This window comes from Streptomyces sp. NPDC002926, assembly GCF_053591755.1.
Genome location: NZ_JBSFUK010000001.1, coordinates 99972 through 124782, shown reverse-complemented (window position 1 = coordinate 124782; position 24811 = coordinate 99972). Strand labels below are relative to the sequence as shown.

General features: G+C 70.1%; 20 protein-coding genes. 9 read left to right on the top strand and 11 right to left on the bottom strand.

Translation table 11 applies throughout. From position 1 onward, the window contains the following. Nucleotides 1-76: 76 nt before the first annotated feature. Nucleotides 77-1675 (bottom strand): YfbK domain-containing protein, encoded by a 1599-nt coding sequence (locus ACWDZ6_RS00515; protein WP_451501086.1) that lies wholly within the window; start codon nt 1673-1675, stop codon nt 77-79. Nucleotides 1676-2171: 496 nt separating this feature from the next. Between ACWDZ6_RS00515 and ACWDZ6_RS00510 the strand changes: the two genes are divergently transcribed. Further along, nucleotides 2172-2774, top strand: coding sequence for a DNA-binding response regulator (locus ACWDZ6_RS00510; RefSeq protein WP_451501085.1), 603 nt, complete (start codon nt 2172-2174; stop codon nt 2772-2774). Nucleotides 2775-2842: 68 nt separating this feature from the next. On the opposite strand, the gene ACWDZ6_RS00505 is transcribed toward ACWDZ6_RS00510, so the two are convergent. Together ACWDZ6_RS00505 and ACWDZ6_RS00500 are read right to left on the bottom strand one after the other, a co-directional pair. Then, nucleotides 2843-3703, bottom strand: coding sequence for an ABC transporter permease (locus tag ACWDZ6_RS00505; RefSeq protein WP_451501084.1), 861 nt, complete (start codon nt 3701-3703; stop codon nt 2843-2845). Next, nucleotides 3700-6534: an alpha/beta fold hydrolase gene (locus ACWDZ6_RS00500; protein WP_451501083.1), complete on the bottom strand. Its 2835-nt coding sequence runs from the start codon at nt 6532-6534 to the stop codon at nt 3700-3702. Before ACWDZ6_RS00500 ends, ACWDZ6_RS00505 begins: the two co-directional genes overlap by 4 nt. Before the next feature lie 131 nt (nt 6535-6665). Here ACWDZ6_RS00500 and ACWDZ6_RS00495 point away from each other — a divergent pair, with 131 nt between their 5' ends. Together ACWDZ6_RS00495 and ACWDZ6_RS00490 are read left to right on the top strand one after the other, a co-directional pair. Next, entirely contained in the window at nt 6666-7094 is a 429-nt protein-coding gene (locus ACWDZ6_RS00495; RefSeq protein ID WP_451501082.1) for a GNAT family N-acetyltransferase, read from the top strand. Between the two features lie 187 nt (nt 7095-7281). Beyond that, complete coding sequence (locus tag ACWDZ6_RS00490; RefSeq protein WP_451501081.1) at nt 7282-8460, top strand: S8 family peptidase; 1179 nt, start codon at nt 7282-7284, stop codon at nt 8458-8460. Nucleotides 8461-8618: 158 nt separating this feature from the next. On the opposite strand, the gene ACWDZ6_RS00485 is transcribed toward ACWDZ6_RS00490, so the two are convergent. The 7 genes from ACWDZ6_RS00485 to iolC form a co-directional block, all read right to left on the bottom strand. After that, on the bottom strand, nt 8619-9419 hold the full coding sequence (locus ACWDZ6_RS00485; protein WP_451501080.1) for a DUF2637 domain-containing protein: 801 nt from the start codon (nt 9417-9419) through the stop codon (nt 8619-8621). Between the two features lie 92 nt (nt 9420-9511). After that, a complete protein-coding gene (locus ACWDZ6_RS00480; protein ID WP_326649993.1) occupies nt 9512-9637 on the bottom strand; it encodes a hypothetical protein in 126 nt (41 codons plus the stop codon). A 293-nt stretch (nt 9638-9930) separates the two neighbouring features. Continuing rightward, nucleotides 9931-11430 (bottom strand): CoA-acylating methylmalonate-semialdehyde dehydrogenase, encoded by a 1500-nt coding sequence (gene mmsA / locus ACWDZ6_RS00475; protein ID WP_451501079.1) that lies wholly within the window; start codon nt 11428-11430, stop codon nt 9931-9933. An 11-nt stretch (nt 11431-11441) separates the two neighbouring features. Further along, complete coding sequence (gene iolD / locus ACWDZ6_RS00470) at nt 11442-13364, bottom strand: 3D-(3,5/4)-trihydroxycyclohexane-1,2-dione acylhydrolase (decyclizing) (protein WP_451501078.1); 1923 nt, start codon at nt 13362-13364, stop codon at nt 11442-11444. Beyond that, nucleotides 13361-14245, bottom strand: a complete 885-nt coding sequence (gene iolB / locus ACWDZ6_RS00465; protein WP_451501077.1) for a 5-deoxy-glucuronate isomerase — start codon at nt 14243-14245, stop codon at nt 13361-13363. Before iolB ends, iolD begins: the two co-directional genes overlap by 4 nt. Before the next feature lie 16 nt (nt 14246-14261). Then, nucleotides 14262-15146, bottom strand: coding sequence for a Cgl0159 family (beta/alpha)8-fold protein (locus tag ACWDZ6_RS00460; RefSeq protein WP_451501076.1), 885 nt, complete (start codon nt 15144-15146; stop codon nt 14262-14264). Further along, complete coding sequence (gene iolC / locus ACWDZ6_RS00455; protein WP_451501075.1) at nt 15143-16267, bottom strand: 5-dehydro-2-deoxygluconokinase; 1125 nt, start codon at nt 16265-16267, stop codon at nt 15143-15145. Before iolC ends, ACWDZ6_RS00460 begins: the two co-directional genes overlap by 4 nt. Before the next feature lie 128 nt (nt 16268-16395). On the opposite strand from iolC, the gene ACWDZ6_RS00450 reads away from it, so the two are divergent. The 3 genes from ACWDZ6_RS00450 (at nt 16396) to ACWDZ6_RS00440 (ending at nt 18512) form a co-directional block, all read left to right on the top strand. Next, nucleotides 16396-17307, top strand: coding sequence for a sugar phosphate isomerase/epimerase family protein (locus tag ACWDZ6_RS00450; RefSeq protein WP_451501074.1), 912 nt, complete (start codon nt 16396-16398; stop codon nt 17305-17307). A 215-nt stretch (nt 17308-17522) separates the two neighbouring features. Further along, on the top strand, nt 17523-17720 hold the full coding sequence (locus ACWDZ6_RS00445) for a helix-turn-helix transcriptional regulator (protein ID WP_326650000.1): 198 nt from the start codon (nt 17523-17525) through the stop codon (nt 17718-17720). Nucleotides 17721-17927: 207 nt separating this feature from the next. Next, complete coding sequence (locus tag ACWDZ6_RS00440; protein ID WP_451501073.1) at nt 17928-18512, top strand: GNAT family N-acetyltransferase; 585 nt, start codon at nt 17928-17930, stop codon at nt 18510-18512. On the opposite strand, the gene ACWDZ6_RS00435 is transcribed toward ACWDZ6_RS00440, so the two are convergent. After that, nucleotides 18502-20865 (bottom strand): MMPL family transporter, encoded by a 2364-nt coding sequence (locus ACWDZ6_RS00435; protein WP_451501072.1) that lies wholly within the window; start codon nt 20863-20865, stop codon nt 18502-18504. The two genes, ACWDZ6_RS00440 and ACWDZ6_RS00435, sit on opposite strands and share 11 nt — an antisense overlap. A 163-nt stretch (nt 20866-21028) precedes the next feature. Between ACWDZ6_RS00435 and ACWDZ6_RS00430 the strand changes: the two genes are divergently transcribed. The 3 genes from ACWDZ6_RS00430 (at nt 21029) to ACWDZ6_RS00420 (ending at nt 24594) form a co-directional block, all read left to right on the top strand. Then, entirely contained in the window at nt 21029-21823 is a 795-nt protein-coding gene (locus tag ACWDZ6_RS00430) for a TetR family transcriptional regulator (protein ID WP_451501071.1), read from the top strand. A 110-nt stretch (nt 21824-21933) separates the two neighbouring features. Continuing rightward, complete coding sequence (locus tag ACWDZ6_RS00425) at nt 21934-22245, top strand: heavy-metal-associated domain-containing protein (RefSeq protein ID WP_389175742.1); 312 nt, start codon at nt 21934-21936, stop codon at nt 22243-22245. A 141-nt stretch (nt 22246-22386) separates the two neighbouring features. Continuing rightward, nucleotides 22387-24594, top strand: coding sequence for a heavy metal translocating P-type ATPase (locus ACWDZ6_RS00420; RefSeq protein ID WP_451501450.1), 2208 nt, complete (start codon nt 22387-22389; stop codon nt 24592-24594). Nucleotides 24595-24811 lie beyond the last annotated feature (217 nt).

The window sequence follows — 24811 nt, the reverse complement described above, 5'->3', positions numbered from 1 at the left end:
CCCCGGCCCCCGTCGCAGGGCGGGACGCCACGGCTCCCGCTCCCCGGACAGTGGAGCGGGTCCGGGGCTCCCGCGCTCAATCCCTCAGCCGCTGCGCCTGTCCGATCGCGTCCGCGAGTTGCCGCACGGAGCTGTCCTCCGTCGAGCGCGCCAGCTTCCGGGCCCGTTCGGCGAGTTCACCGAGCGTCGGCGCGCCCGGCATCGAACCGCCCCTGAGCGACTCGGCGAAGTACGCCGCGACCGCGGTGACCTGGAACCTCTTCGAGGCCCCGTCCCACAGCGCGCCGTCGACCGCGTCCGTCTCGACCGAGCCGGTCTGCTCGTGCGGCGCCCGCGTCCTCGGGTCGAGCCAGCGCACCGTAGCCGTCGCGAGATGTCCGCTCGCACCTTCCCGGAGCCGTACGGCATAGAGCGCCGTCACCGTGTGGCCGGGGCCGATCTCACCGCCGTCCACACGGTCGTTACGGAAGTCCTCGTCCGCGACCGCGCGGTTCTCGTACCCGATGAGCCGGAACTGCTTGACGGTCCTCGGGTCGAAGGCCACCTGCGCCTTCGCGTCCCGGGCGCGCAACTCGACATGGGTGGGCAGCTGGTCGACGAAGACCTTCCTGGCCTGTTCGCCGGTGGAGACATACGTGGTGTGCCCGTCGCCCTTGTCGGCCAGTCGCTCCATCAGCGCATCGCCGTACTCACTGCCGACACCGACGCCGAAGAGGGTGATGCCGTACTCGCGGCGGGCATCGTCGATCCGGTCGAGGATCGCGTCGGCGTCGGTCTCGCCGGTGTTGGCGAGTGCGTCGGAGAGCAGGACGACCCGGTTGGTGGCCCCGCGCCTGCGGCCCTCGACGGCCTCGTCGTAACCGGCCCGAACGCCCGCCTCCACATTGGTGGAGTCCGTCGGCTCCAGGCCGTCGATCACCGAATGGATACGGTCGCGGTTGTCGTCGATCCGGGTCATCGGCAGCCGCGTCTCGGCCTCGTCGCTGAAGGTGACGACGGCGATCGAGTCGTCGTCACGCAGCTCATCGGTGAGGATGCCCAGCGACTCCTTGACCAGGTCGAGCCGGCCGGGCTCGGCCATGGAGCCGGAGATGTCGATCACGAAGGTGAGGGCGGCGGGCGGCCGTTCGCCCTTGCGGTCGGAGGGGCGGGTGGAGAGTCCGACCCGTACGAGCGACCAGTCCTCGGCGCCCGCCTCGCCCTCGGCACTCCGGGGACGCGCACCGTCGACCGTCACCGAGAAGCCGTTGCCCTTCGGCCTCGGATAGTCCTGGCGGAAGCTGTTGATGAACTCCTCGGGCCTGATGTCGCCCCGCTTCGGCCGCTGCCCGTCGGCGAGCGTGCGGCGAGCGTAGCCGTACGAGGCGGTGTCCACGTCGAGCGCGAAGGTCGACAGGTAGTCGGCCGCTGGCTTGGACTCCTGGAGCTCATCGCCGTTCCGCTCCCCCTCCTTCCTTGCGTCGGTCCCGGCCGCGGGCGCTCCTCCGCCTCCGCCACCGCCGTCCGGCGCTCTCGGCGGGGGCACCGGCTTCGCGCCGTCGTTCGCCCGCCGTTCGGCACCTCCGTGGGAGGCCCGGTCGCTCTGGCCGCCTCCACCGCAGCCGGCGGTGAGCAGCATGCCGCCGACCAGAACCGCGGCCAGCACTCCCCTGTACGTCCTTGCGCAGAGCTTCATCTGGGCTCCCCTGGATCGTCAGCACTTGTGAATGTGACGTTCGAGGAGGCCAGAAGGAGCAGACGAAGGAGTTGCGGATGAATCTCAATGCGGCAACGGCGGGCGGGGGTTGTCCTCGGCCGGTGGCAACCCCCTCAGTGGCTCAGGCCCGCGCAGCTCTCATTCGCTCGTCTCCCGTGCCTCGATCGTGACCCGCCCGGCGTCGGAACTGAAGGGACTGGCAAGGACTCGCCAGTCCCTGAGCAGGCCCTTGTCACCATGCGCATCCGTATGCGTACATGGAGTGGCGCGCGGCTCCGAGGGGACGGACCGCGCGGATCGTCAGGCGGTCCGACACACGGCCTGGCAGGCGGATTGACGGGGGTGATCGGCCATGGTCGTGGGAATGGTTCCGGGCTCCGTGCTCGGCAGGGAGGTTGCACAGGACTTTTCGCGGGAGGTCTCACGGTCCGTTCTGCGCGAGGTGCCGGGGCGGCCGGTTCATGGAGCGGCACAGGTGAGAGCGGCCCTGACCGGCCTGGTCCGCTCCGCTCGCCATGAGCTCCTCAGCTTCGACGATCCGGCCGGCGCGCTGGGCCACGGCATCCCGGAGCCCTTTCTGGAGTTCGCCGGCAGATGCGTGCGCACGGCCACGGCGCAGACCGCGACGGTACGACGGATCGCACCCCGGCACGGGCTGACTCATCTCACGGCACCCTGGACCGGTCCTGGCGCGGCCCGGGTGACCGACTCGATCCCGTTCAAGATGCTCGTCGCGGACCGTACGGTCGCGGCCGTCCCCCTCGACCTCGAACTGCACTACAACGGCGTGCTGCTGATCCGGGATCCCGTCGTCGTCCAGGCCCTGGTCCGTGCGCACCGCTCCTGGTGGGACACCGGCGACGATCTGACCGGGCAGGCCGTACCCGGCACCCTGCCCGTCCATCTGCAGCCCGTCCTGCAGGCCCTGCTGGCAGGGCTCACGGACGAGGCGGCCGCGAGCCGGCTCGGCATGTCCGGGCGTACGTACAGCCGCCGCGTCGGTCAACTGCTCACCGCCCTCGGCACGACGAGCCGCTTCCGGGCGGGAGCGGAAGCGGCTCGCCGGGGCTGGGTCTAGGAGGAGCCCGGCGGGACCGCTCGCGAGACCTCCTGCGACAGCCCGTACGGCATGCCCTGCGACATCTCCTACGACACGATGTCCTTGCGGGAGAAGTTCCGGAAGGCGAGCGCGAACAGCACCAGGGCGTACGTCACCGAGACCGCCGCGCCCTTCACCATGCCGTTCCACTCCAGCTGCGGCTGCAGCGCGTCGATCCAGGCGAACTGCCAGTGCGCGGGCAGCACATCACGCCACGAACCGAGCGCGGTGACCGCATCCAGCACATTGCCGATGATCGTCAGTCCGACCGCTCCGCCGACCGCGCCCAGCGGGGCGTCGGTCTTGGTGGACAGCCAGAACGCAAGTCCTGCCGTGACCAGTTGGGAGACAAAGATGAACGCCACGACCAGCGCAAGACGCGCCACGGTGTCGCCGGCGGCCAGGGAGCCGCCGCCCGTGGGCAGCTTCAGCGGGCCCCAGCCGTATGCGATGGTCCCCGCCGCCAGACCGACCAGCGGCAGCAGTACCATCGCCGCCGCGCTGAAACCGAGCGACACCGCCAGCTTGGACCACAGCAGCCGGGAGCGCGGGACGGGGGCGGCCAGCAGATAGCGCAGAGAGGACCAGCTCGCCTCCGAGGCCACGGTGTCCCCGTGGAAGAGCGCCACCGGCACCACCAACAGGAAGCCTGCCGAGACGAACAGACAGGTGGCGGCGAAGTTCGCGCCGGACGCGGTGGCCGTGTCCATCAGGGTCACCCGGCTGCTGTCCCCACCGTCCGGTGTGCCGCCGATCGCGAAGGCGGCGATCAGGATGAGCGGCAGCGCGGCAAGGATCCCCGCCATCACCAGCGTCCGCCTGCGCTTCAGCTGCCGTACGGCCTCGACACGCAGCGGCAGCGTGTGCCGTGCCCGGTAGCCCGGGGCCGACTCGACGAGCGTGCTCATGCGGAACCTCCGATCAGGTTGAGGAAGGCATCCTCCAGGCGGCGGTGCGGACCGACGCCCGTCAACGGCACGTCCAGCCGGACGAGTTCGGTGATCATGCCGGTGGCGGTGGCTCCGTCGAGGCGTACGAGCAGTCCTTCGTCCGTACGGGAGGCGGAACCGATACCCGGGAGCGCCGCGATCTTCTCGATCAATGGCTCCGGCACCTCCTCCGCGGTGGTGACCAGCAGGGTGTCGCTCTCGCCGGTGATCTCCGCGACCGGTCCTGCCTGCACCAGCCGCCCGTGGTCCATGACCACCAGATGCGTGCAGGACTGCTCGACCTCCGACAGGAGGTGGCTGGAGACGATGACCGTCCGGCCTGCGGCCGCGTACCGGATCATCACGTCCCGCATCTCACGGATCTGGGGCGGGTCGAGGCCGTTCGTCGGCTCGTCGAGGATGAGCAGATCGGGCATGCCGAGCATGGCCTGGGCGATGGCGAGACGCTGCCGCATGCCCTGCGAGTAGGTGCGTACGGCGCGGGCGAGGGCATCGCCGAGGCCGGCGATCTCCAGGGCCTCCTCCAAGTGCGCGTCGCTCGCAGGGCGGCCGGTGGCCCGCCAGTACAGCTCCAGGTTGTCGCGTCCCGACAGATGCGGCAGGAAGCCCGCGCCTTCGACGAACGCGCCGACCCGGGAGAGAACAGGTGCGCCGGGCCTGATGGCGTGGCCGAAGACGCGGATCTCGCCGTCGTCGGGCCGGATGAGGCCCATCAGCATGCGGAGGGTGGTGGTCTTGCCCGCGCCGTTGGGGCCGAGGAGGCCGAGTACCTGGCCCTTCTGGACACGGAAGGAGAGCTCCCGTACGGCGTACCGGTCGGCGGACTTGGAGTACCGCTTGGTCAACCCGGTGATCTCCAGGGGCACTTCGGCAAGCTCGGGGTCGGGTGCGGGAGCGACCACCCGGCGGCGGGCTGTGACCAGCAGGGCCGCCGCCAGCAGCGCGCCCGCGGCCGGGAGGACCCAGGTCCACCAGGGCAGTCCCGCGGCCTGCGTCTTCACGGCGGGCGCGGTGGGCACAGCCAGTGCGCCACTGCCGAGGAGTTCGACGGTGTACGCGGCGGGGGCGGCCGGAGACGCATAGCCGAGGTCGGTCGCGGACAGGACCAGCCGCAGCCGGTGACCGGCGTCGACCTCGTGGTCGACGGCCGGCAGGGTCAGTTCGACGTCCCTGCCCTGCCCGGCGCCCTCGACCCGGACCGGCGCGACGAGTTGGGAAGGCAGCACCTGCTCACGGCCGTTGGGCCCGACGTCGTACACCTTCCCGAACAGGACAGCGTCGCCGCTGCTCGAGGTCACCCTGACCTTGACGGCCGGCGAGCCGGTGATCCGCAGCGACTGGGCCAACGGCGCGGAGTCGAAGCGCGCGAACTGGCCGGGGAAGTCGAGGGAGAGTCCGAGGCCGAGAGAGGAGAGCTGGGTGAGCCCGCCGGTGAGGCCGGGGACGGCCGAGATGGCGGGCGGGGTGGCGCCGGCAGGATTCGCGAAGGTCTGCGCGCGGCCGTTGAGCGCGACCGGCCGCACGCCGCTGCCGAGCCCCGGGTAGGCGTTGCCGGTGGCGCCGCGCAGCAGGGCCTGTCCGTCGGTGGAGTCGACGCCGCCGGTGCGGCTGACGCGGAAGGCGGGCCCGGTGTCCGCGCCCTTGTCCTGCTTGAGATACCGGTCGAACCAGTCGCTGATACGGCTCTGGACGCGGCCGGTCTCCCGGTCGCCGCCGTCGTGGCCGCCCGCGATCCAGTCGACGGAGACGGGCGCGCCGTTGGCGCTGATCCTCTTGGCCATGGCATCGGCGTGCATCAGCGGGAAGAGCGAGTCCGCCTGGCCCTGCACGATGAGCGCGGGCACCTTGATGCGGTCGCCGACGGCGGAGGGGCTGCGGACTTCGAGGAGCGTACGGGCGGCGGCGTCGGGCTTTCCGGCAACGGCGACGCGCTCGTACATGGCGCAGAGCGCAGGTTCGAAACGCCCGCAGCCGCTCGGGTCGGCGGCGGCTTCGGCCCGGGCCGCCTCGGCCTTCGCCTCCTTGGCCTTCGCCGCGCCGCCGGGCGTCTTGGCCGTCGCCCCATCGGTCTTCGCCCCATCGGTCTTCGCCGCGTCGCCGGGGGCCGCCCGACCCGCCGGCGCGTCCGGTGCGGCCTCGTCGGCCGGGGGTTGCGAGCCGGAACCGGCCGCCGAACCCGCCGAGCCGGTCGAGAAGAAGATCCCGGCCCAGAGCTTCTTGAAAACACCGTTCGGGAAGAGCGCGTCGGCCAGGTTCCAGTAGGCGATCTGGGGTGCGATCGCATCGACCCGCTTGTCGTAGCCGGCCGCGAGGAGCGAGATCGCCCCGCCGTACGAGGCCCCGGTGACACCCACGCGCGGATCGCCGTCCGCGTCAAGCTGCACCTCGGGCCGCGCCGCCAGCCAGTCGATCAGCCGCGAGACGTCCTTGACCTCGAAGTCCGGGTCGTTGAGCCCGATTTTCCCGGTGGACTCACCGAAACCGCGGGCGGACCAGGTCAGCACGGCGTATCCGTCGCGGGCCAGCTGCTCGGCCTGGGCGCGTACATCCTGCTTACTGCCGCCGAAGCCGTGCCCGAGGAGAACAGCGGGCCGGCGGCCCGTGCCGCCCGCCGTGAAGTAGGAGGTGTCGATCTCCGCCCCGGGCATCTGCTGCACCCGGTCCTCACGGTGCACAGCCGGTGCGCTGTCGTCAGCGACCGCGGTCCAGGTGCCCGCGCCGGCGAGGACGGCGAAGGCCGCGACGCCTGCGAGCCATCGGCCGCGCGGCCGGGGAAGTCGGATCTGCATGCTTGAAACCCTAAGCCGGTCCCCTGTGCGGACTCGGCTGCCGCCAGGGGGAACTCACGAGCCTCCCCAAGTAGTACGGAGTACGGTCGCCGTACACCAGACGCGGTATGCAGCCTGGGGGAAGGGACCGCATGGACCTCCGTACGGACATCCGGCGCGCGACGACCGTGGCCGAGCTCACGGCGGCCGAGCACCTCTACGACGGACCGGCGCGGGCGGAGTGGGCCGAGCGGTTCCTTGCCGCCGCCGGGCATCTGATGCTGATCGCGTACGTCGACGGGACGCCGGCCGGGATGATCTCCGGCATCGAGATGCTCCATCCCGACAAGGGCACGGAGATGTGCCTGTACGAGCTGTCGGTGGACGAGACGTACCGCAGGCGCGGCATCGGACGGGCGCTGACCGAGGCGCTGACCGAGGTGGCGCGGGAGCGGGGTTGCTACGGCATGTGGGTAGGCGTGGACACCGACAACGGCCCGGCGACGGCGACCTACCGATCGGCGGGGGCGAAGGACGACGGCGTGTTCGCGATGCTCACCTGGGAGTTCCCGGCCAGGTAGCCACGGCCTCGTCGACGAGGCCGACCTGATGGGTGTTCACCGTCCGGGAGCCGTCATGCCGTACATGGTGTCGGCACCTTGTGTCGCACGTCACGTCACGAGACCCTGGTCAGCGCATATGCACTGTCTGGCAGCATGCACGCCCGTACTTGTCCCTTAAACGGTCAACGAAAGGTAGGTGCACGAGATGAGAACCACTGCCCGACGCGTCGGGGCGCTGATACCCGCAGTCGCCCTTGCGGCCGGTCTCCAGTTCGCCGTTTCCCCCACCGCGCACAGCGCGTCAATCGGCGATCTCCGTCTCGCTCCCACTGCAACTGCCGTACAGAACAGCTGGATTGTCGTCCTGAAGGACGGCACCACGCGCGCCGCCGATCTGGGAGTCACGCCGAACCACACCTACCGCAGTGCCCTTACGGGCTTCTCCGCGTCGATGTCCGGCGCGAAGGCCGCGAAACTCTCCGCCGATCCGCGCGTGGCGTACGTCCAGCAGAACGCCACGGTCCGCATCAACGAGACTCAGCCCAGTGCCACGTGGGGCATCGACCGCATCGACCAGCGGAACCTGCCGCTGTCGAAGACGTACACCTACAACACCACCGCGTCGAATGTGACCGCGTACATCATCGACACCGGGATCCGCACCTCGCACAGCGAGTTCGGCGGCCGCGCGAGCGTCGGCACGGACACGGTCGGCGGCGGCCAGAACGGCCAGGACTGCAACGGCCACGGCACGCATGTCGCCGGTACGGTCGGCGGCAAGACGTACGGCGTCGCCAAGGGCGTCAAGCTCGTGGCCGTACGTGTCCTGGACTGCCAGGGCTCCGGTACGACGGCCGGGGTCATCGCGGGCATCGACTGGGTGACCGCGAACGCGAAGAAGCCGGCCGTGGCGAACATGAGCCTGGGCGGCAGCGCGGACGCGGCGCTGGACAACGCGGTGAAGAAGTCCATCGGTTCGGGCGTGAGTTACGCGATCGCCGCGGGCAATGGCAACTTCCTCGGCCTGCCGGCGAACGCGTGCAACTACTCGCCGGCCCGCGTGCCCGAGGCGATCACGGTCGGCGCGACGGACAACACGGACCGGCGGGCGTCGTTCTCCAACTACGGCACCTGCCTGGACCTGTTCGCGCCGGGAGTGAACATCACCTCGTCATGGAAGGACAGCGACACGGCGACGAACACGATCTCCGGCACCTCGATGGCCACCCCGCACACTGCGGGCGCCGCGGCGCTCTACCTGGCGACCCACGCCACGGCGAGCCCGGTCCAGGTCCGGGACGCGCTGGTGAACGGCGCGACGAGCGGCAAGGTCCAGGACCCGCGGACGGGTTCGCCGAACAAGCTGCTGTATTCACTCTTCTAGAAGAGTGACCGGTCCAACCGACCGGTCCGGCCGAATGGCTGGTCCGGCCGAGTCTCTGGTCCGACCGAGCTGCTGCCCGAGGAGTTCCTGCCCATCCGGGCACGGCGCTCCTCGGGCAGCAGCCTGCTCGCGACGTTTTCTGCCGGCTTGTCCCGCACCTACAGCGACTCTGAATGATCAGGACTCGAACATCGGCGTACGGCTCTGCACCAGCCACCCACCTCGCGGCGTGGCGGCCGGGTGAGAGTGATGTGGCGTACGAACTGATGGAAGCAGGCCATGGTCGCGATGGCGGGGAGAGCGGCGACGCCCGCTCCGCTGACGGTCCTGGGCGCCGCGGCGACGCACGAGAGCGCGGCGAGCGCGCAGAAGAACAGGGCGATGGCCCAGGCGTGGGGAGCACGGCGGCGGTGCAGCGTGGCTCGCAGGATCGAGAGCGATGCGACCGTCCAGGGTCCGTACACCAGCGCCGGCCACCAGGGCGAAAGCCTGAACGCGGCACCAGGGGCGGCGGCGTGCCGCATGATGTCGTGGGTGAGCAGGCACCCGAGGATGCTCACGATGGCAATGATGACCGCACTCGCCCCTGCCAGGGCGTAGTTCAGGGACTGGTTGCGGTTGAGCTTCCACGCTCTCGGCTTCACCTTGTGCATCGGGCGCCGGCGGTGGCAGGACGGGCCCATCGTCGGGGGCCGCAGGTCCAGGACCGGGGGCGGCAGTTCCACGGGGTCGGGATTTTCCTGCAGCAGCTGTGTCAGTTCGACGTCCGGTTCCCAGCGCCCTTGCAGGACGTCAAGGTCCGGAGCAGAGAATGGTTCCTGCCCGAACGAGGCGCTGTAGCCGTCCCATTGGTCGGCGGAACTGTAACCGTCCCACTGTTCCGAGACGGATGCGTACGTCTCGTCGTACTGCTCAGCAGGCATTCCGTACGCCCCGAAGTGGTCGTGCCTGTCATACATGTGGTTCCTACCGTGGACGATGTCCAGTGGTGGTGGCAATGGCGGCTCCGGCAGTGGGCCGCGGTGGAAGTGTGCGGCGCCATGCTCGGCGGTCACGCGGGGAAGCGGCGGGTGTAATCGGCCTCGATCAGGTCCATGGCCGCCATGAAGTCCGCCAGTTCCGCGGTGCACTCCCGGGCCCGGACCAGAACGGCGGCACCTTCCGTACTGGTACGCATGGGCCACCGGGGCAGTCCGTCGGCACGTGGGTTGAGCGACTTGGGCTGTGAAGTTGGCGTTGTCACAGCCCTCTCAACGACGAACGCGCCCCCATCGCTATCGGCCACACGAATGAACCAATAAATAGTAAATAGGTGAAATATGCAGCCCCCGGCGTGTCGGAGACCCCGGAACGCCGGCGCATGTGAAATGCGAGCGAGCCGCCGTGGGCGCCGGCCGCGCCGCACCGGACAGACGCGGCCCGTACGGATACAGAGTTCCGTACGGGCCCGGTGCCTGCCTGCTGTTGCTGTCAGTGGTTGCGCGGGAAGCCCAGGTCCACGCCGGCCGGAGCGTCCGAAGGGTCCGGCCAGCGGGTGGTGACGACCTTACCGCGAGTGTAGAAGTGCACGCCGTCGTTGCCGTAGATGTGGTGGTCGCCGAAGAGCGAGTCCTTCCAGCCGCCGAAGGAGTGGTAACCCACCGGCACCGGGATCGGGACGTTCACGCCGACCATTCCCGCCTCGATCTCCAGCTGGAAGCGACGGGCCGCGCCGCCGTCGCGAGTGAAGATCGCGGTGCCGTTCCCGAAGGGAGAGGCGTTGATGAGCGCCACGCCCTCCTCGTACGTCTCCGCGCGCAGAACGCACAGCACCGGGCCGAAGATCTCGTCACGGTAGGCGTCGGAGTCGGTGGAGACGTGGTCGAGGAGCGACAGGCCGATCCAGTGGCCGTCCTCGAAGCCGTCGACCGTGTGGCCCGTGCCGTCCAGGACGACCTCCGCACCCTGCGCCGCCGCGCCCTTGACGTACGAGGCGACCTTGTCGCGGTGGGCCTTGGTGATCAGCGGGCCCATCTCCGACGCCGGGTCGTCGCCGGGGCCGATCTTGATCTTCTCGGCGCGCTCGCGGATCTTCTGCACCAGCTCGTCGGCGATGGAACTGACCGCGACGACCGCGGAGATGGCCATGCAGCGCTCACCGGCCGAGCCGTACGCCGCCGAGACCGCGGCGTCGGCGGCCGCGTCCAGGTCCGCGTCCGGGAGGACCAGCATGTGGTTCTTCGCGCCGCCGAGCGCCTGGACGCGCTTGTGGTTCGCGGAGGCGGTGGTATGGATGTAGCGGGCGATCGGGGTGGAGCCGACGAACGAGACCGCGCTGACATCCGGGTGCGCCAGCAGCGCGTCGACCGCGACCTTGTCGCCGTGGACGACATTGAGCACGCCGTCGGGCAGCCCGGCCTCCGAAGCCAGCTCGGCAAGGAGGTTGGCGGCCGACGGGTCCTTCTCGCTCGGCTTCAGTACGAAGGTGTTTCCGCAGGCGATGGCCAGCGGGAACATCCACATCGGCACCATCGCCGGGAAGTTGAACGGCGTGATGCCGGCGACGACACCGAGCGGCTGACGGATCGAGGAGACGTCGACCCGGCTGGATACCTGGGTGGACAGCTCACCCTTGAGCTGGGTGGTGATACCGCAGGCGAGTTCCACGATCTCCAGGCCGCGGGCGACCTCGCCGAGCGCGTCGGAGTGGACCTTGCCGTGCTCGGCGGTGATCAGCGCGGCGATCTCGTCGCGGTGCGCGTCGAGGAGTGCGCGGTAGTGGAAAAGGATCCCGGTGCGCTGCGCGAGCGAGGACGTGCCCCAGGTCGCGTACGCCGACCGCGCCGCCGTGACGGCCGCGTCGACCTCCTCCACCGAGGCCAGGGCGACCTGGGTGGTGACGGCGCCGGTCGCCGGGTCGGTGACCGGGCCCCAGTTGCCTGACGCACCCTCGACGGTCTTGCCACCGATCCAGTGGTTGACGGTCTTCATTTCGTGCTCCTTCAGAGATGGCGGCGTCGGGCGGTGACCTGCCGGTCGTACTCCTTCCGGGCCTCGACCGCCGACGGGCGGGTCGCGGTCTCGGCCACCGGAACATCCCACCACGCCTGCGCCGGAGGCGCGCCCGACACAGTGTCTGCCGTTTCGGTCTCGACGTAGACACATGTGGGAACGTCCGCCTCGCGGGCCACGGCGAGCGCTTCGTGCAGGTCACGCACCGTCTTGGCCCGGATCACACGCATTCCGAGCGAGGCGGCGTTCGCGGCCAGGTCGACCGGGAGCGGAGCCCCGGTGTACGTACGGTCGGGGGCCCGGTAGCGGTAGGCGGTGCCGAAGCGCTCCGCGCCGACCGACTCGGACAGACCGCCGATCGAGGCGTATCCGTGGTTCTGCAGGATGACGACCTTGATAGGGATGTTCTCCTGCACGGCAGTAACGATTTCAGTGGGATTCATCAGATACGTACCGTCGCCGACGAGCGCCCAGACGGGCCGGCCCGGCGCGGCCATCGCGACGCCGATGGCCGCCGGGATCTCGTAGCCCATGCAGGAGTAGCCGTACTCGACGTGGTACTGGTCGGACGAACGGGCGCGCCACAGCTTGTGGAGGTCGCCGGGGAGGGAACCCGCGGCGTTGATCACGATGTCGTCTCCCGTGACAAGAGCGTCCAGTGCGCCGAGCACCTGCGGCTGCGTGGGGCGGACATCCGGGTCGTCGGCCTCGTACGCGGCACCGACGCGGTACTCCCAGCGCTCCTTGTCGTCGGCGTACTCCGTCTCGTACGCGGGCTCGACGCGCATACGCGTGCCCAGCGCGCCGGTGAGCTCGTCCAGGGCGGTCCGGGCGTCCGCGACCAGGGAGAGACCGGCCATCTTGTGGGCGTCGAAGGAGGTGATGTTGATGTTCAGGAAACGGACGCCAGGGTTCTGGAAGAGGGTCGCTGATGCGGTGGTGAAGTCGGACCAGCGGGTGCCGACACCGATCACCAGATCGGCGGTACGGGCCAGCTCGTCGGCGGTCGCGGTGCCGGTGTGGCCGATGCCGCCGACGTCGCAGGAGTGGTCGTAGGGGAGCGAGCCCTTGCCGGCCTGGGTGGAGGCGACCGGGATGCCGGTCGCGTCGGCGAAGGCCCGCAGGGCCTGTTCGGCCTCGCTGTGGTGGACGCCGCCGCCCGCGACGATCAAGGGGCGGCGGGCGCCACTCACCGCGCGGCGCGCCGCGTCCAGCGCGTCCAGGTCGGGCCTCGGGCGGCACACCTGCCAGACGCGCTCGGCGAAGAAGTCCTCCGGCCAGTCGTACGCCTCGGCCTGCACATCCTGCGGCAGCGCGAGCGTGACCGCGCCGGTCTCGGCCGGGTCGGAGAGCACTCGCATCGCCTGCAGCGCCGCCGGAATCAACGCCTCGGGACGGGTGACACGGTCGAAGTAGCGGGAGACGGGGCGCAGGGCGTCGTTGACCGACACATCGCCCGCGTACGGGACTTCGAGCTGCTGGAGGACCGGGTCGGCGGGGCGGGTCGCGAACACGTCGCCGGGCAGCAGGAGGACAGGAAGCCGGTTCACGGTGGCGAGCGCGGCGCCGGTGACGAGGTTGGTCGCGCCGGGGCCGATGGAGGTGGTGACGGCGTGGGCGGAGAGACGCCGGGACTGACGGGCGTAGCCGACGGCGGCGTGCACCATGGCTTGTTCGTTGCGGCCCTGGATGTACGGCATGGGGGGTCCGGGGAGTGTCTCCCCGGGAAGCACGGTGGTGCCGGACTCGAGCAGCGCCTGGCCGAGGCCGGCCACATTGCCGTGCCCGAAGATGCCCCAGGTGGCGTTGATCAGTCGGTGGCGGCGGCCGTCGCGCTCGGTGTACTGGCGGGCGAGGAAGGCGACGAGCGCCTGGGCGACGGTGAGTCGGCGCGTATTCGTTCCCGAACTCATTGCTGGCCCTCCTCGGCCTCGTACATCGGCAGCCGGGGGTCGACGGCCTGCTCCGGCCAGGTGTCGCGGATCCAGCCGTGGTCGGGGTGGTCGCGGATCAGCCACTCCCGTGTACTGCCGGGGCCCGCCATCACATTGAGGTAGTACATGTCCCGGCCGGGCGCGGCGATGGACGGGCCGTGCCAGCCGTCGGGGATGAGGACGGCGTCACCCGTACGGACCTCGGCGAGGACGTCCGTACCGCCGGGCCTCGACGGGGAGACCCGGTGGTAGCCCATACCGCCGCGGTCGATCTCGAAGTAGTAGATCTCCTCGAGCTCGGACTCGACGCCGGGGCGGTGCTCGTCGTGCTTGTGCGGCGGGTACGAGGACCAGTTGCCGCCGGGTGTGAGCACCTCGACCGCGATGAGCTTGTCGCAAAGGAAGGTGTCTGCCGCGGCGAAGTTGTTCACCTGGCGCGAGCAGCTGCCCGAGCCGCGCAGCTCAACCGGTACCTCCGGCGCGGGGCCATAGCGAGCGGGGAGTCGGCGCTCGCACTTCGCTCCTGCCAGGGCGAAGCGGCCTCCCGCACCGGAGGCGATCTGTGCATGGGCATCGCGCGGCACATAGGCGAAGTCCGTCACTCCGCCGAACACGCTTTCCCTGCCCAGCAGTTCAAAGGTCTCGCCTTGCGTGTGCACTGTGCAACCGCCGGTGAGCGGCAGCACGATCCACTCGCTGTCCCCGGCGGCGAGGGTGTGCGAGGCGCCGGGCGCCAGTTCCAGTACACGCAGGCTGGAGTACCCCCAGCCGGCCTGCTCGGGGTCGATGCGCAGGGCGTAGGGACCACGCGCCGCGGCCCCCGCCGGTACGTACAGCTCCTGCAGCTTTTCGTCGCTCATGCCTTCTCCGTACCCCCTACAGCAGTCCGACGGCAGTATCGACCGCCCCCGCGACGTCCCCGTCGACCGGATAGAGCAGCGAGCGTCCCACCACCAGTCCCTGGACGGTGGGCAGTTGCAGTGCTCCACGCCATTTCTCGTATGCCCCGTGCTGGTCGTCCCCGATCTCGCCGCCGAGGAGGACCGCCGGGAGGGTCGAGGTCTCCATCACGGCCGCCATGTCTTCGGGGTCGTCGGTCACGGGGACCTTCAGCCAGGTGTACGCGGAGGTGCCGGCCAGACCGGAGGCGATGGCGATCGACCGGGTGACGGCTTCCGCGCCGAGATCGTTGTGGAGGCGGCCGTCGATGCGGTGACATATGAACGGTTCGATGAAGACGGGAAGCCGACGTTCGGCCATCTCGTCGACGGCGCGGGCGGTGGCATGCAGTGTGTCGAGCGAGGCCGGGTCGTCGTAGTCGATACGGAGGAGGAGCTTGCCCGCGTCGAAACCGAGCCGGTCCAGGTCCTGGGCGCGGTGGCCGGTGAACCGGTCGTCGAGCTCGAAGGCCGCGCCCGCGAGGCCTCCGCGGTTCATCGAGCCCATCACGACCTTGTCCTCGAGGGCGCCGAGGAGGAGCAGGTCGTCGAGGATGTCGGCGGTGGCGAGGACGCCGTCGACACCGGGGCGGGAGAGGGCGAGGCAGAGCCGCTCCAGCAGGTCGAGGCGGTTGGCCATGGCGAGGTGCCGGTCACCGACGGCGAGGGCCCCACGGGCGGGGTGATCGGCGGCGATGATCATCAGCCGGCCGCTCTCGCCGATGAGCCGGGGACGCCTGCGCCGCCGGGTGGCGGCCTCGGCGACGGCCTCGGGGTGCCGGGTGCGGATCCCGACGAGCTCGGCGATGTCGACGCGGCTCACGAGGCGGCTCCGGGCGGGACGAGAGGGGTGCCGGAGTGCGGGGGCGCCTCGCCGATGGGCGGGAGCGGGGCTCCGGACGGGGTCGATGGTCCGGGCGGCACGGGGGCTCCTGGCGGGATCGATGGTCCGGGCGGAACGGGGGCTCCTGGCGGGATCGATGGTCCGGGCGGGACCGGGGCGCCGGCGAGGACCTGGTCGACCTCCGCGGCGTACGGCATCGCGGTGGAGCAGGCGAGGCGGGCGGCAACGATGGCTCCGGCCGCGTTGGCGTACCGCATGACGCGCTCCAACCCCCAGCCCGACAGCAGCCCGTGGCAGAGCGCACCGCCGAACGCGTCGCCCGCGCCCAGACCGTTGACCACCTCGACGGGGACGGGTGGGACCTCGGTCTGTGTCCCGTCGCGGTGAACGGCGAGGACGCCCTTGGGGCCCTGTTTGACGACGGCGAGTTCGACCCCGGCGGCAAGGAGCGCACGCGCGGCGGCGTACGGCTCGCGCTCACCGGTGGCGATCTCGCACTCCTCGAGATTGCCGACGGCGACAGTGGCGTGTGCGAGAGCCTGCGTGTAGTACGGCCGCGCCTCGCCCGGATCTCCCCAGAACATGGGCCGCCAGTCCAGGTCGAAGACCGTGGTGCCGGACTTGGCGCGGTGGGCGAGCGCGGCCAGCGTCGCGGTGCGGCTCGGCTCCGCGCACAGGCCCGTGCCGGTCATCCAGAAGACCCTCGCATCGCGGATCGCCGCCAGGTCCAGCTCGTGCTGGTGGATCTCGAGGTCGGGTGCTTTCGGCTGCCGGTAGAAGTAGAGCGGGAAGTTGTCCGGAGGGAAGATCTCGCAGAAGGTGACCGGGGTCGGATACGCGGCCACCGGAGTCACCCAGCGGTCGTCGACCCCGAACTCCCCCAGTGCCTGGTGGAGATAGTCACCGAAGGCGTCCTGCCCGGTGCGGGTGATCACCGCCGTCCGCCGGCCGAGCCGGGCGGCACCCACCGCGACATTCGTGGCCGAGCCGCCGAGAAACTTCCCGAACGTGTCGACCTGCGCCAACGGGACCCCGGTCCGCAGCGGATAGAGGTCCACGCCGATCCGGCCCATCGTGATCACGTCGTACGGCTGAGGCATACGCGTCCCTTCGGTTCGAGCCGGCTGTCCCCAGGTGTAGTGCTCCCTACTGAACCCTGTCAACATTTTGTCCTTACATTCGGACGAAGCCTTGACACCTTTCTTCGACGGCCGGAAAGCTGACCCGCATGACCTCCTCAGCCCCCGCCCTGAACCGCATCCGGGTCGGCTCGGCCCCCGACTCCTGGGGGGTGTGGTTCCCCGACGATCCTCAGCAGGTCCCCTGGCAGCGCTTCCTCGACGAGGTCTCCGACGCCGGGTACGAGTGGATCGAGCTCGGCCCGTACGGCTATCTCCCGAGCGATCCCGCCCGCCTCACCGCGGAGACCGCGCGGCGCGGGCTGAAGGTCTCGGCCGGCACGGTCTTCACCGGGCTGCACCACGGACCGGCGGTCTGGGAGAAGACCTGGGCCCATGTCTCGGACATCGCGGCACTCACCCGGGCCATGGGCGCGGACCATCTGGTCGTCATCCCCTCCTTCTGGCGCGACGACAAGACCGGCCGGGTACTGGAGGACCACACCCTCACCCCGGAGCAGTGGCGCGATCTCACTACCCAGACAGAGCGGTTGGGCCGCGAGGTGCGCGAGCGCTACGGGCTGAAGATCGTCGTCCACCCGCACGCGGACACTCATATCGACAGCGAGAAGAACGTCAGCCGTTTCCTCGACGCCACCGACCCGGACCTCGTCTCGCTCTGCCTGGACACCGGGCACTACGCCTACTGCGGCGGCGACAGCGTCAAGCTGATCGAGACCTACGGGGAGCGGATCGGCTATCTGCACCTCAAGCAGGTGGACCCCGAGATCCTGGCCGAAGTGGTCACGGACGAGGTGCCGTTCGGACCTGCCGTCGGCCGGGGCGTGATGTGCGAACCGCCGTCCGGTGTGCCCGCGCTGGAGCCCGTACTGACCGCGGCCCAGGCACTCGATGTCGACCTCTTCGCCATCGTCGAGCAGGACATGTATCCGTGCCCGCCGGACAAGCCCTTCCCGATCGCCGAGCGGACGCGCGGTTTCCTGCGCTCCTGCGGCGCCTGACACTCACGCACCACTTCTGTCACGGTTGTCGACTTCTCATCACGCATGTCTTCATTACGCGGGGCTTCTGTCACAGGCGATCAACAGGCCCATTCCGCCTCTCACTCGGCGTCGTTCAACGGGCACAGGCTCAGTGATCACCAGCGTCCGCGCCGCAGCTCACCCGACGGCCCCCCGCGCCGCGGCTGCCGCGCACGCAGGGAGGTGGCACCACCATGGCGGACAGAAAACTCTGGTCCTACAAGGAGATCGCCGCGCACATCCAGGTGCAGCCGGACACGGTCCGTTCGTACCGCAAGCACGGCCTTCTCCCGCCGCCCGACCATGTGGAGGCCGGCAAGCCCTACTGGCACGCGGACACGATCCGCGTCTGGGTGGCCAATCGCCCCGGGAACAGGGGTCGCATGGACTGAACGTCAAAAGGGCTGAGAGCCCACGGACCGAGAACCGCAGATCCGGAGCCACCGGGCCCCCGCGCCGCGTGCGCGCGGGGCCCGGGCCGTTCGCGGGTCTCCGAGGAGCATCACCAGCTCCTCGGACTTCGCCATCCACGGCTTCCGTCATCGCGGTCCTCTCTTAATCGGTTGCTCCCTCCAGGGGCATGTCCCGACAATCCCCGGGTGACTCAGCAGCCGACCACAACCTTCTCCGTCAAGCCCACCCTCGTTGGCGAGAAGGTGATTCTGCGTCCTTTCACCGGCGCGGATGCGCCCGCCATGGCCGCGATCCTGGGCGATCCCGAGGTGATCCTCTTCACCGGGTCGGCCGCCGGGGGTGAGCCGGACCTGGAGCGGCTGCGCGCCTGGTACGGGACGCGCAGCGACCAGGACGACCGGCTCGACCTCGCCGTGGTGGACCGGGCCGGCGGCGAAATCGTGGGTGAAGTCGTCCTCCATGAGTGGGACGCGCACAACCGCAGCTGCCGCTTCCGCACCCTGATCGGCCCGAAGGGACGCAATCGCGGCATGGGCACCGAGGCCACCCGACTGGTGGTCGGGCACGGCTTCGAGCAACTGGGCCTCAACCGGATCGCTTTGGGCGTCTTCAACTTCAACCCGCGAGCGATCCGGGCCTACGAGAAGGCCGGCTTTGTGGCGGAGGGGACCGAGCGCGAGGCGCTGCTCCACGAGGGCGAGTGGATCGACGCCACCTGCATGTCGATTCTGGCCCGGGAGTGGTCGGCCCACCGCGGCGTCAGGCCTTGACCCTGTCCCGTACCGCGTCGGGATCCGAATCCGGTTCCGAATCCGGTTCCGGTTCCGGTTCCGAATCGGGATCCAGTGCTGGATCGGGCTCGGGTTCCGGCCGCGGCACGGGCTGCGATATCTCCCCCTCGCTCACCCCGAACCGTTCATGGAAGCGGCGCAGCGGCCCGGGGGCCCACCAGGTCGAGGCGCCCATCAGCTTCATCACCGAGGGGACCAGCAGACTCCGCACCACCATGGCGTCCATCAGCACGGCCAGCGCGATTCCGAGTCCGAGCATCTTGGTGTTGGTCACCCGTGAGGTGCCGATGCCCACCATCACCACCGCGAGGATCACGGCTGCCGCGGTGATCAGTCCGCCGGTGCGCTGAAGCCCGAATCTCACCGCGTGTTCATGGTCGCCGGTGTGGTCGTACTCCTCCTTGATCCGGGAGAGCAGAAAGACGCCATAGTCCATGGAGAGCCCGAACGCGATGCAGAACATCAGGACAGGCAGCGTGGTCTCGATGTCTCCGGTGGATGTGAAGGAGAGCAGCCCGGAGAGGTTGCCGTCCTGGAAGACCCAGACCACAGCCCCGAACATCGCCGTCAGGCTCAGGGCATTGAGCACGACTGCCTGGATCGGGATGAGCACGCTGCCGGTGAGCAGGAAGACCAGTAGCAGAGTCACCACGACGATGATCCCCAGCGCCAACGGCAGCCGGTCCGCGATGGCGCCCTTGGAATCCTCCAGCACGGCGGCTCTTCCGGTGACCGAGGTCTCGAACGGGGCCGGTACCGCGCGCAGGTCATGGACGAGCTGCTGGGCTCCCTCCCCCACCGCCTCGCCCTTGGGCTGCACCGTGAAGTAGGCGGAGGAGCCCGAGGTGATGGGCCCGTCGACCCGCAGCACGCCCGGGAGGGCGGCGATGCGGCCGCGATACTCGGCGTACGCGGCAGCGGGGGTCGCCGCCACCCCGGTGGATCCGGCGGCCCGGGCGCCCGGGGTCGCCTCGGCGTACACCTCGAGTCCGCCGGCCGGGCTGCCGGGGAAGCCGTCCCGTATCTGCTGCTGCACCACATGGGACTCGGCGGTCGAGGGCAGCTGACGGTCGTCCGGGGTACCGAACTTCACGCCCAGGAAGGGCAGCCCGAGCAGCACCAGACCGGCGACGGTGGCGAGGGCGAAGAGCGGGGCGCGGCGCATCACCAGACCCGCGAGGCGGGTCCACCCCGCGCCGGCCTCCCCGGACCCGGTCTCCCGGGCATCGTTCGCCCCGGGCTCGCCGGTCGGCGTGCTCTTGTTCCGCCCACGTCGCAGGAGGCGGCGCAGATCCAGCGCGTTGACCCGGTGGCCCAGCAGCATCAGCGCGGCAGGCAGCAGGATCAGCGCGGCGCCCGCGGCCAGCAGCACCACCGCGATCCCGGCGTAGGCGAAGGAGCGCAGGAAGTACTGCGGGAAGACCAGCATCGCGGCCAGCGACACGGCAACGGTCAGCGCGGAGAAGAGAACCGTGCGGCCCGCGGTGCGCAGGGTGATGCCCACCGCCTCCCGCACCTCGGCACCCGCGGCCAGCTCCTCCCGGAACCTGCGCACGATGAACAGGGCGTAGTCGATGGCGAGTCCGAGCCCCAGGGCCGTGGTGAGGTTCTGCGCGAAGACCGAGACATCGGCGAATTCCGTGATGCCGCGCAGCACGGCATTCGTGCCCAGGATGGCGATGATGCCGACGCCCAGCGGCAGCAGCGCCGCGATCGCGCTGCCGAAGACCATCACCAGCAGCACCAGCGTCACGGGCAGCGCGATCATCTCGGCCCGCAGCAGGTCTTCCTGGATGATCGTCGTCATCTCGTGCTGTACGCCGATCGGGCCGCCCACCGAGACTTCCACCGGACCCCGCGCACCCCGGTAGTGGGGAGCTATTCGCTCCAGTACCTGGGCCGAGGTCTTTTCGTCGCCCTCGACACGGGCCGCGATCAGCGCCTGCCGCCCGTCCTCGGCGCGCAACGCGGGCGAGCCTGTCTGCCAGTACGAACCGACGCCCGTGACGCCCTTCTCGGCGGCGAGCCGCTCGCTGAGCCGGCGCCCCTCAGCGGCGACCGCCGGAGCGTCCACATTCGCGCGCCCGCTGTCCACGAGCAGCAGGAGATTCGGCTGGGAGGCGGGAAACTCCCGCTCCAGCGCCTCTTTCGCATACGTCGACTCGGCGCTCGGGTCCTGCCAGCCACCGCTGCCCATGCGGTCGGCGACCCCGCTGCCGGCGAACACGGCAAGTGCGGTGAGGACCAGGGCAGCCAGCAGCGAGAGTCGCGGCCGCGCGGTCACGAACCGGGTCCATCCCCCCACCGGCGGCGGGCTGTTGACTTCGGACATGGTGCGGTGTCCCCTTCACCTGGCCCATGCGCAGGCTCCCCGGCAGGCAGCATGGGTCGACCATTGCCATAGACTGGCAAACACGAGCTACCGCTCGCATTAATCAAGAATGCGAGCGACTACTCGCGTTTGTCAACCGCCGCCAGGAAGCTGGGTATTCAACGTGCCGGAGCCCACGACCCCGGAGCCAGCCGCGCCCACGGAACCCGCAACCCGGGAGTCCACGACCACGGAGCCCGCGACCCGGGAGCCGGCCGCGACCACGGGGGGCGCCAAGCCGCGCCGCCGCCAGGCCCGCGGGGAGCGCCGTATCGCCCAGCTCCTCGACGCCGCCGCGAACGTCTTCTGCACCACCGGCTACACCGGGGCCAGCACCAACGCCATCGCCCGCGAGGCCGGCGTCTCCCCCGGCACGCTCTACCAGTTCTTCCCGAACAAGGAGGCCATCGCCGTCGAGCTCGGCGGCCGGCTCCTCCAGCGGTGGCGCGAGTCCCACGGCACGGCCCTGGCGGCCGCCAACCTCGACCTCCCGCTCGACCAGCTGCTGGACGCGGTCCTCGACCCGCTCTTCGCCTTCAACCACGAGAACCCGGCCTTCGCCGCCCTGGTACACGGTCCCGACGTCCCCGGCCAGATCACCCAGGAGTTCAACGCCCTGCACGCGGCGCTGATCACCCGGATCGAGCAGATCGTCGCGAGCTTCCTCCCCGAGGCCCCGCCCGCCGAGCTCGCCCGCACAGCGACCATGATCTTCGCCATCTTCAAGGCGGGCCTCGACCTGGTCCTCGCCCACGAGGGCGAGGAGCGACAGGCGTACATCACAGAGCTCAAGAAAGTCATGTTCCGCTATCTGGCCCCCATCGTCGGCGTCTGCCCGGCGGGGCAGCAGGCTGGACAGCGGACCGAGGAGTGGACTGATGAGCAGCACGGCGCGCGACGGGGTCCGCATTCGCATTAATACCCCCTAGGGGTACAGTCTGAGGTGTGTATCAGGAAGCCTCGGGATTCCCGCGGCCCTCCGGCACACCATGACCTCGTACGTGTTGCACCCCCGAAGAGGAGAACGCCATGACCGCCGAGACGAAGACCGGGACCGAGACCGCCCGGACGACCGGCTGCTGCGGCGGCGGCGCCTGTGGCACCGGCTCGGCCGACGTGCAGATCGGCGGCGTCACCACCGTCTACCAGGTCACCGGCATGACCTGCGGTCACTGCGAAGGCGCCGTCTCCAGCGAGATCTCCGAGCTGCCGGGCGTCGTATCGGTGAAGGCGGTCGCCTCCACCGGTCAGGTGACCGTGATCTCCGAGGCCCCGCTCGACGACGCCATGGTGCGCGAGGCCGTCGACGAGGCCGGGTACGAGCTCGTCGGCCAGGTCTGAGTTCGCGTACTCACCTCCGCACCCGCAGCGCCCTCCCGCCGGGTCGTACCCGACCAGTCCGACACTGGTCCCGTACGGCCCGGCCCCGTTTTCTGGAGTTCCGAAGTGGATACACCCCAGGTCGAGCTCACCATCGGCGGGATGACCTGCGCTTCCTGCGCGGCTCGCGTCGAGAGGAAGCTGAACCGCATGGACGGCGTCAGCGCCACCGTCAACTACGCGACCGAGAAGGCGAAGATCTCCTATCCGCACGACATGGAGGTCACCGATCTCATCGCCACCGTGGTGAAGACCGGCTACTCGGCCGAGCCTCCCCCGCCGCACGAACCCGAGCCGGACCCCGCCGTTGATTCCGGGGCGCGGCGGGCCGTGGACTCCGGGGCGCGACCCGACCCTGAGGCGGCCTCCCTCCGCCGGCGCCTGATCGTCTCCGCCGTGCTCGCGGCGCCCGTCGTCCTCATGGCGATGATCCCCGCCCTCCAGCTCGACAACTGGCAGTGGCTCTCGCTCACCCTCGCCGCCCCCGTCGTCGTCTGGGGCGCGCTGCCCTTCCACCGGGCCACCTGGACCAACCTCCGGCACGGCGCGGCCACCATGGACACTCTGGTCTCCGTCGGCACGCTCGCGGCCTTCGGCTGGTCGCTGTGGGCGCTCTTCCTCGGGGACGCGGGCATGCCCGGCATGCGCCACGGCTTCGAACTCACGGTCACGCGCGCCGACAGCACATCGACGATCTATCTCGAGGTCGCCGCGGGCGTGGTGACCTTCATCCTTCTCGGCCGCTATCTGGAGGCACGCTCCAAGCGGAAGGCGGGCGCCGCCCTGCGCGCCCTGCTGGAGCTGGGCGCCAAGGATGTCGCCGTACTGCGCGGCGGCACGGAGACACGTATTCCGGTCGGCCGGCTCGCCGTCGGCGACCGTTTCGTCGTACGTCCCGGAGAGAAGATCGCCACCGACGGCATCGCCGTCGAGGGCACGTCCGCCGTGGACGCCTCCATGCTCACCGGCGAGTCCGTGCCGGTGGATGTGACCGCGGGCGAGCCGGTCGCCGGCGGCTGCGTCAACACCGCCGGCCGACTGGTGGTGGAGGCCACCCGGATCGGCGCCGACACCCAGCTCGCCCGGATGGCCCAGCTGGTGGAGGACGCCCAGAACGGCAAGGCCGAGGTGCAGCGCATCGCCGACCGGATATCGGCCGTCTTCGTCCCCGTCGTACTGCTGATCGCGCTCGGCACGCTGGTGGCCTGGCTGCTCACCACGGACGATGTGACCGCGGCCTTCACCGCCGCTGTCGCCGTACTGATCATCGCCTGCCCGTGTGCCCTGGGGCTCGCCACGCCGACCGCTCTCATGGTCGGTACAGGACGCGGCGCCCAGCTCGGAATCCTGATCAAGGGCCCGGAGGTCCTGGAGTCCACCCGCAAGGTCGACACGGTCGTCCTGGACAAGACGGGGACGGTCACCACCGGCCGGATGCGCCTCCAGCGGGTGTACGTCGCCGAAACCGCCGAGGAGCATCAGCTGCTGCGCTTCGCGGGCGCACTGGAGCACGCCTCGGAGCATCCCATCGCCCGCGCCGTCGCGGCGGGCGCCGAGGAGCGGGTCGGCACGCTCCCCGCCGCCGAAAGTTTCGAGAACGTCCCGGGCCTCGGCGTACGCGGGGTCGTCGAAGGACACGAGGTGCTCGTCGGGCGGGCGCAACTGCTCACGGAGGCGGGCGTCGAGCTGCCCGACGAGCTCGCCTCGGCCGCGGCTCAGGGACGTACGGCGGTCTTCGCCGCGCTGGACGGCAAGGCGCTCGGCGTTCTCACCGTCGCCGACGCGGTCAAGGACACCAGCGCCGAGGCGGTCGCACGGCTGCGGGCCCTTGGCCTCACCCCGGTGCTGCTGACCGGCGACAACAGGGCAGTCGCCGAGTCGGTCGCGGCCGAGGTCGGTATCGACGAGGTGTACGCCGAGGTCATGCCCGAGGACAAGGTGGACGTGGTCAGGCGCCTCCAGGCCGAGGGCCGCAGCGTCGCCATGGTCGGCGACGGCGTGAACGACGCGGCCGCGCTGGCCACCGCGGACCTGGGCCTGGCGATGGGCACGGGCACGGACGCGGCGATCGAGGCCGGCGACCTGACCCTCGTACGCGGGGACCTGAGGGTGGCAGCCGACGCGATCCGTCTCGCACGCCGGACTCTGACCACCATCAAGGGCAATCTTTTCTGGGCTTTCGGCTACAACGTCGCCGCGCTGCCGCTGGCGGCATTCGGCCTGCTCAACCCCATGATCGCGGGATTTGCCATGGCCTTTTCGTCCGTATTTGTGGTGACCAACAGCCTGCGGCTGCGCTCCTTCACGTGACTACAAATAGGTCACAAGACCTTCACAAGGAGACCTAGATCACAGATATTTAGGGGTAACCATTGCGGCTCCTCGCGAGTCTAAATGGGCGATGCCGAGAACGTCTTGGGGGACGTTCATGGGATGTCTTGGGGGACGTCCCAGGCAAGCGTTGGCCGGGGCACGTGCCCGGGGAGCTTTGAGCGGCCCTCCCGTACGTACCCCGGCAGACCGCGTG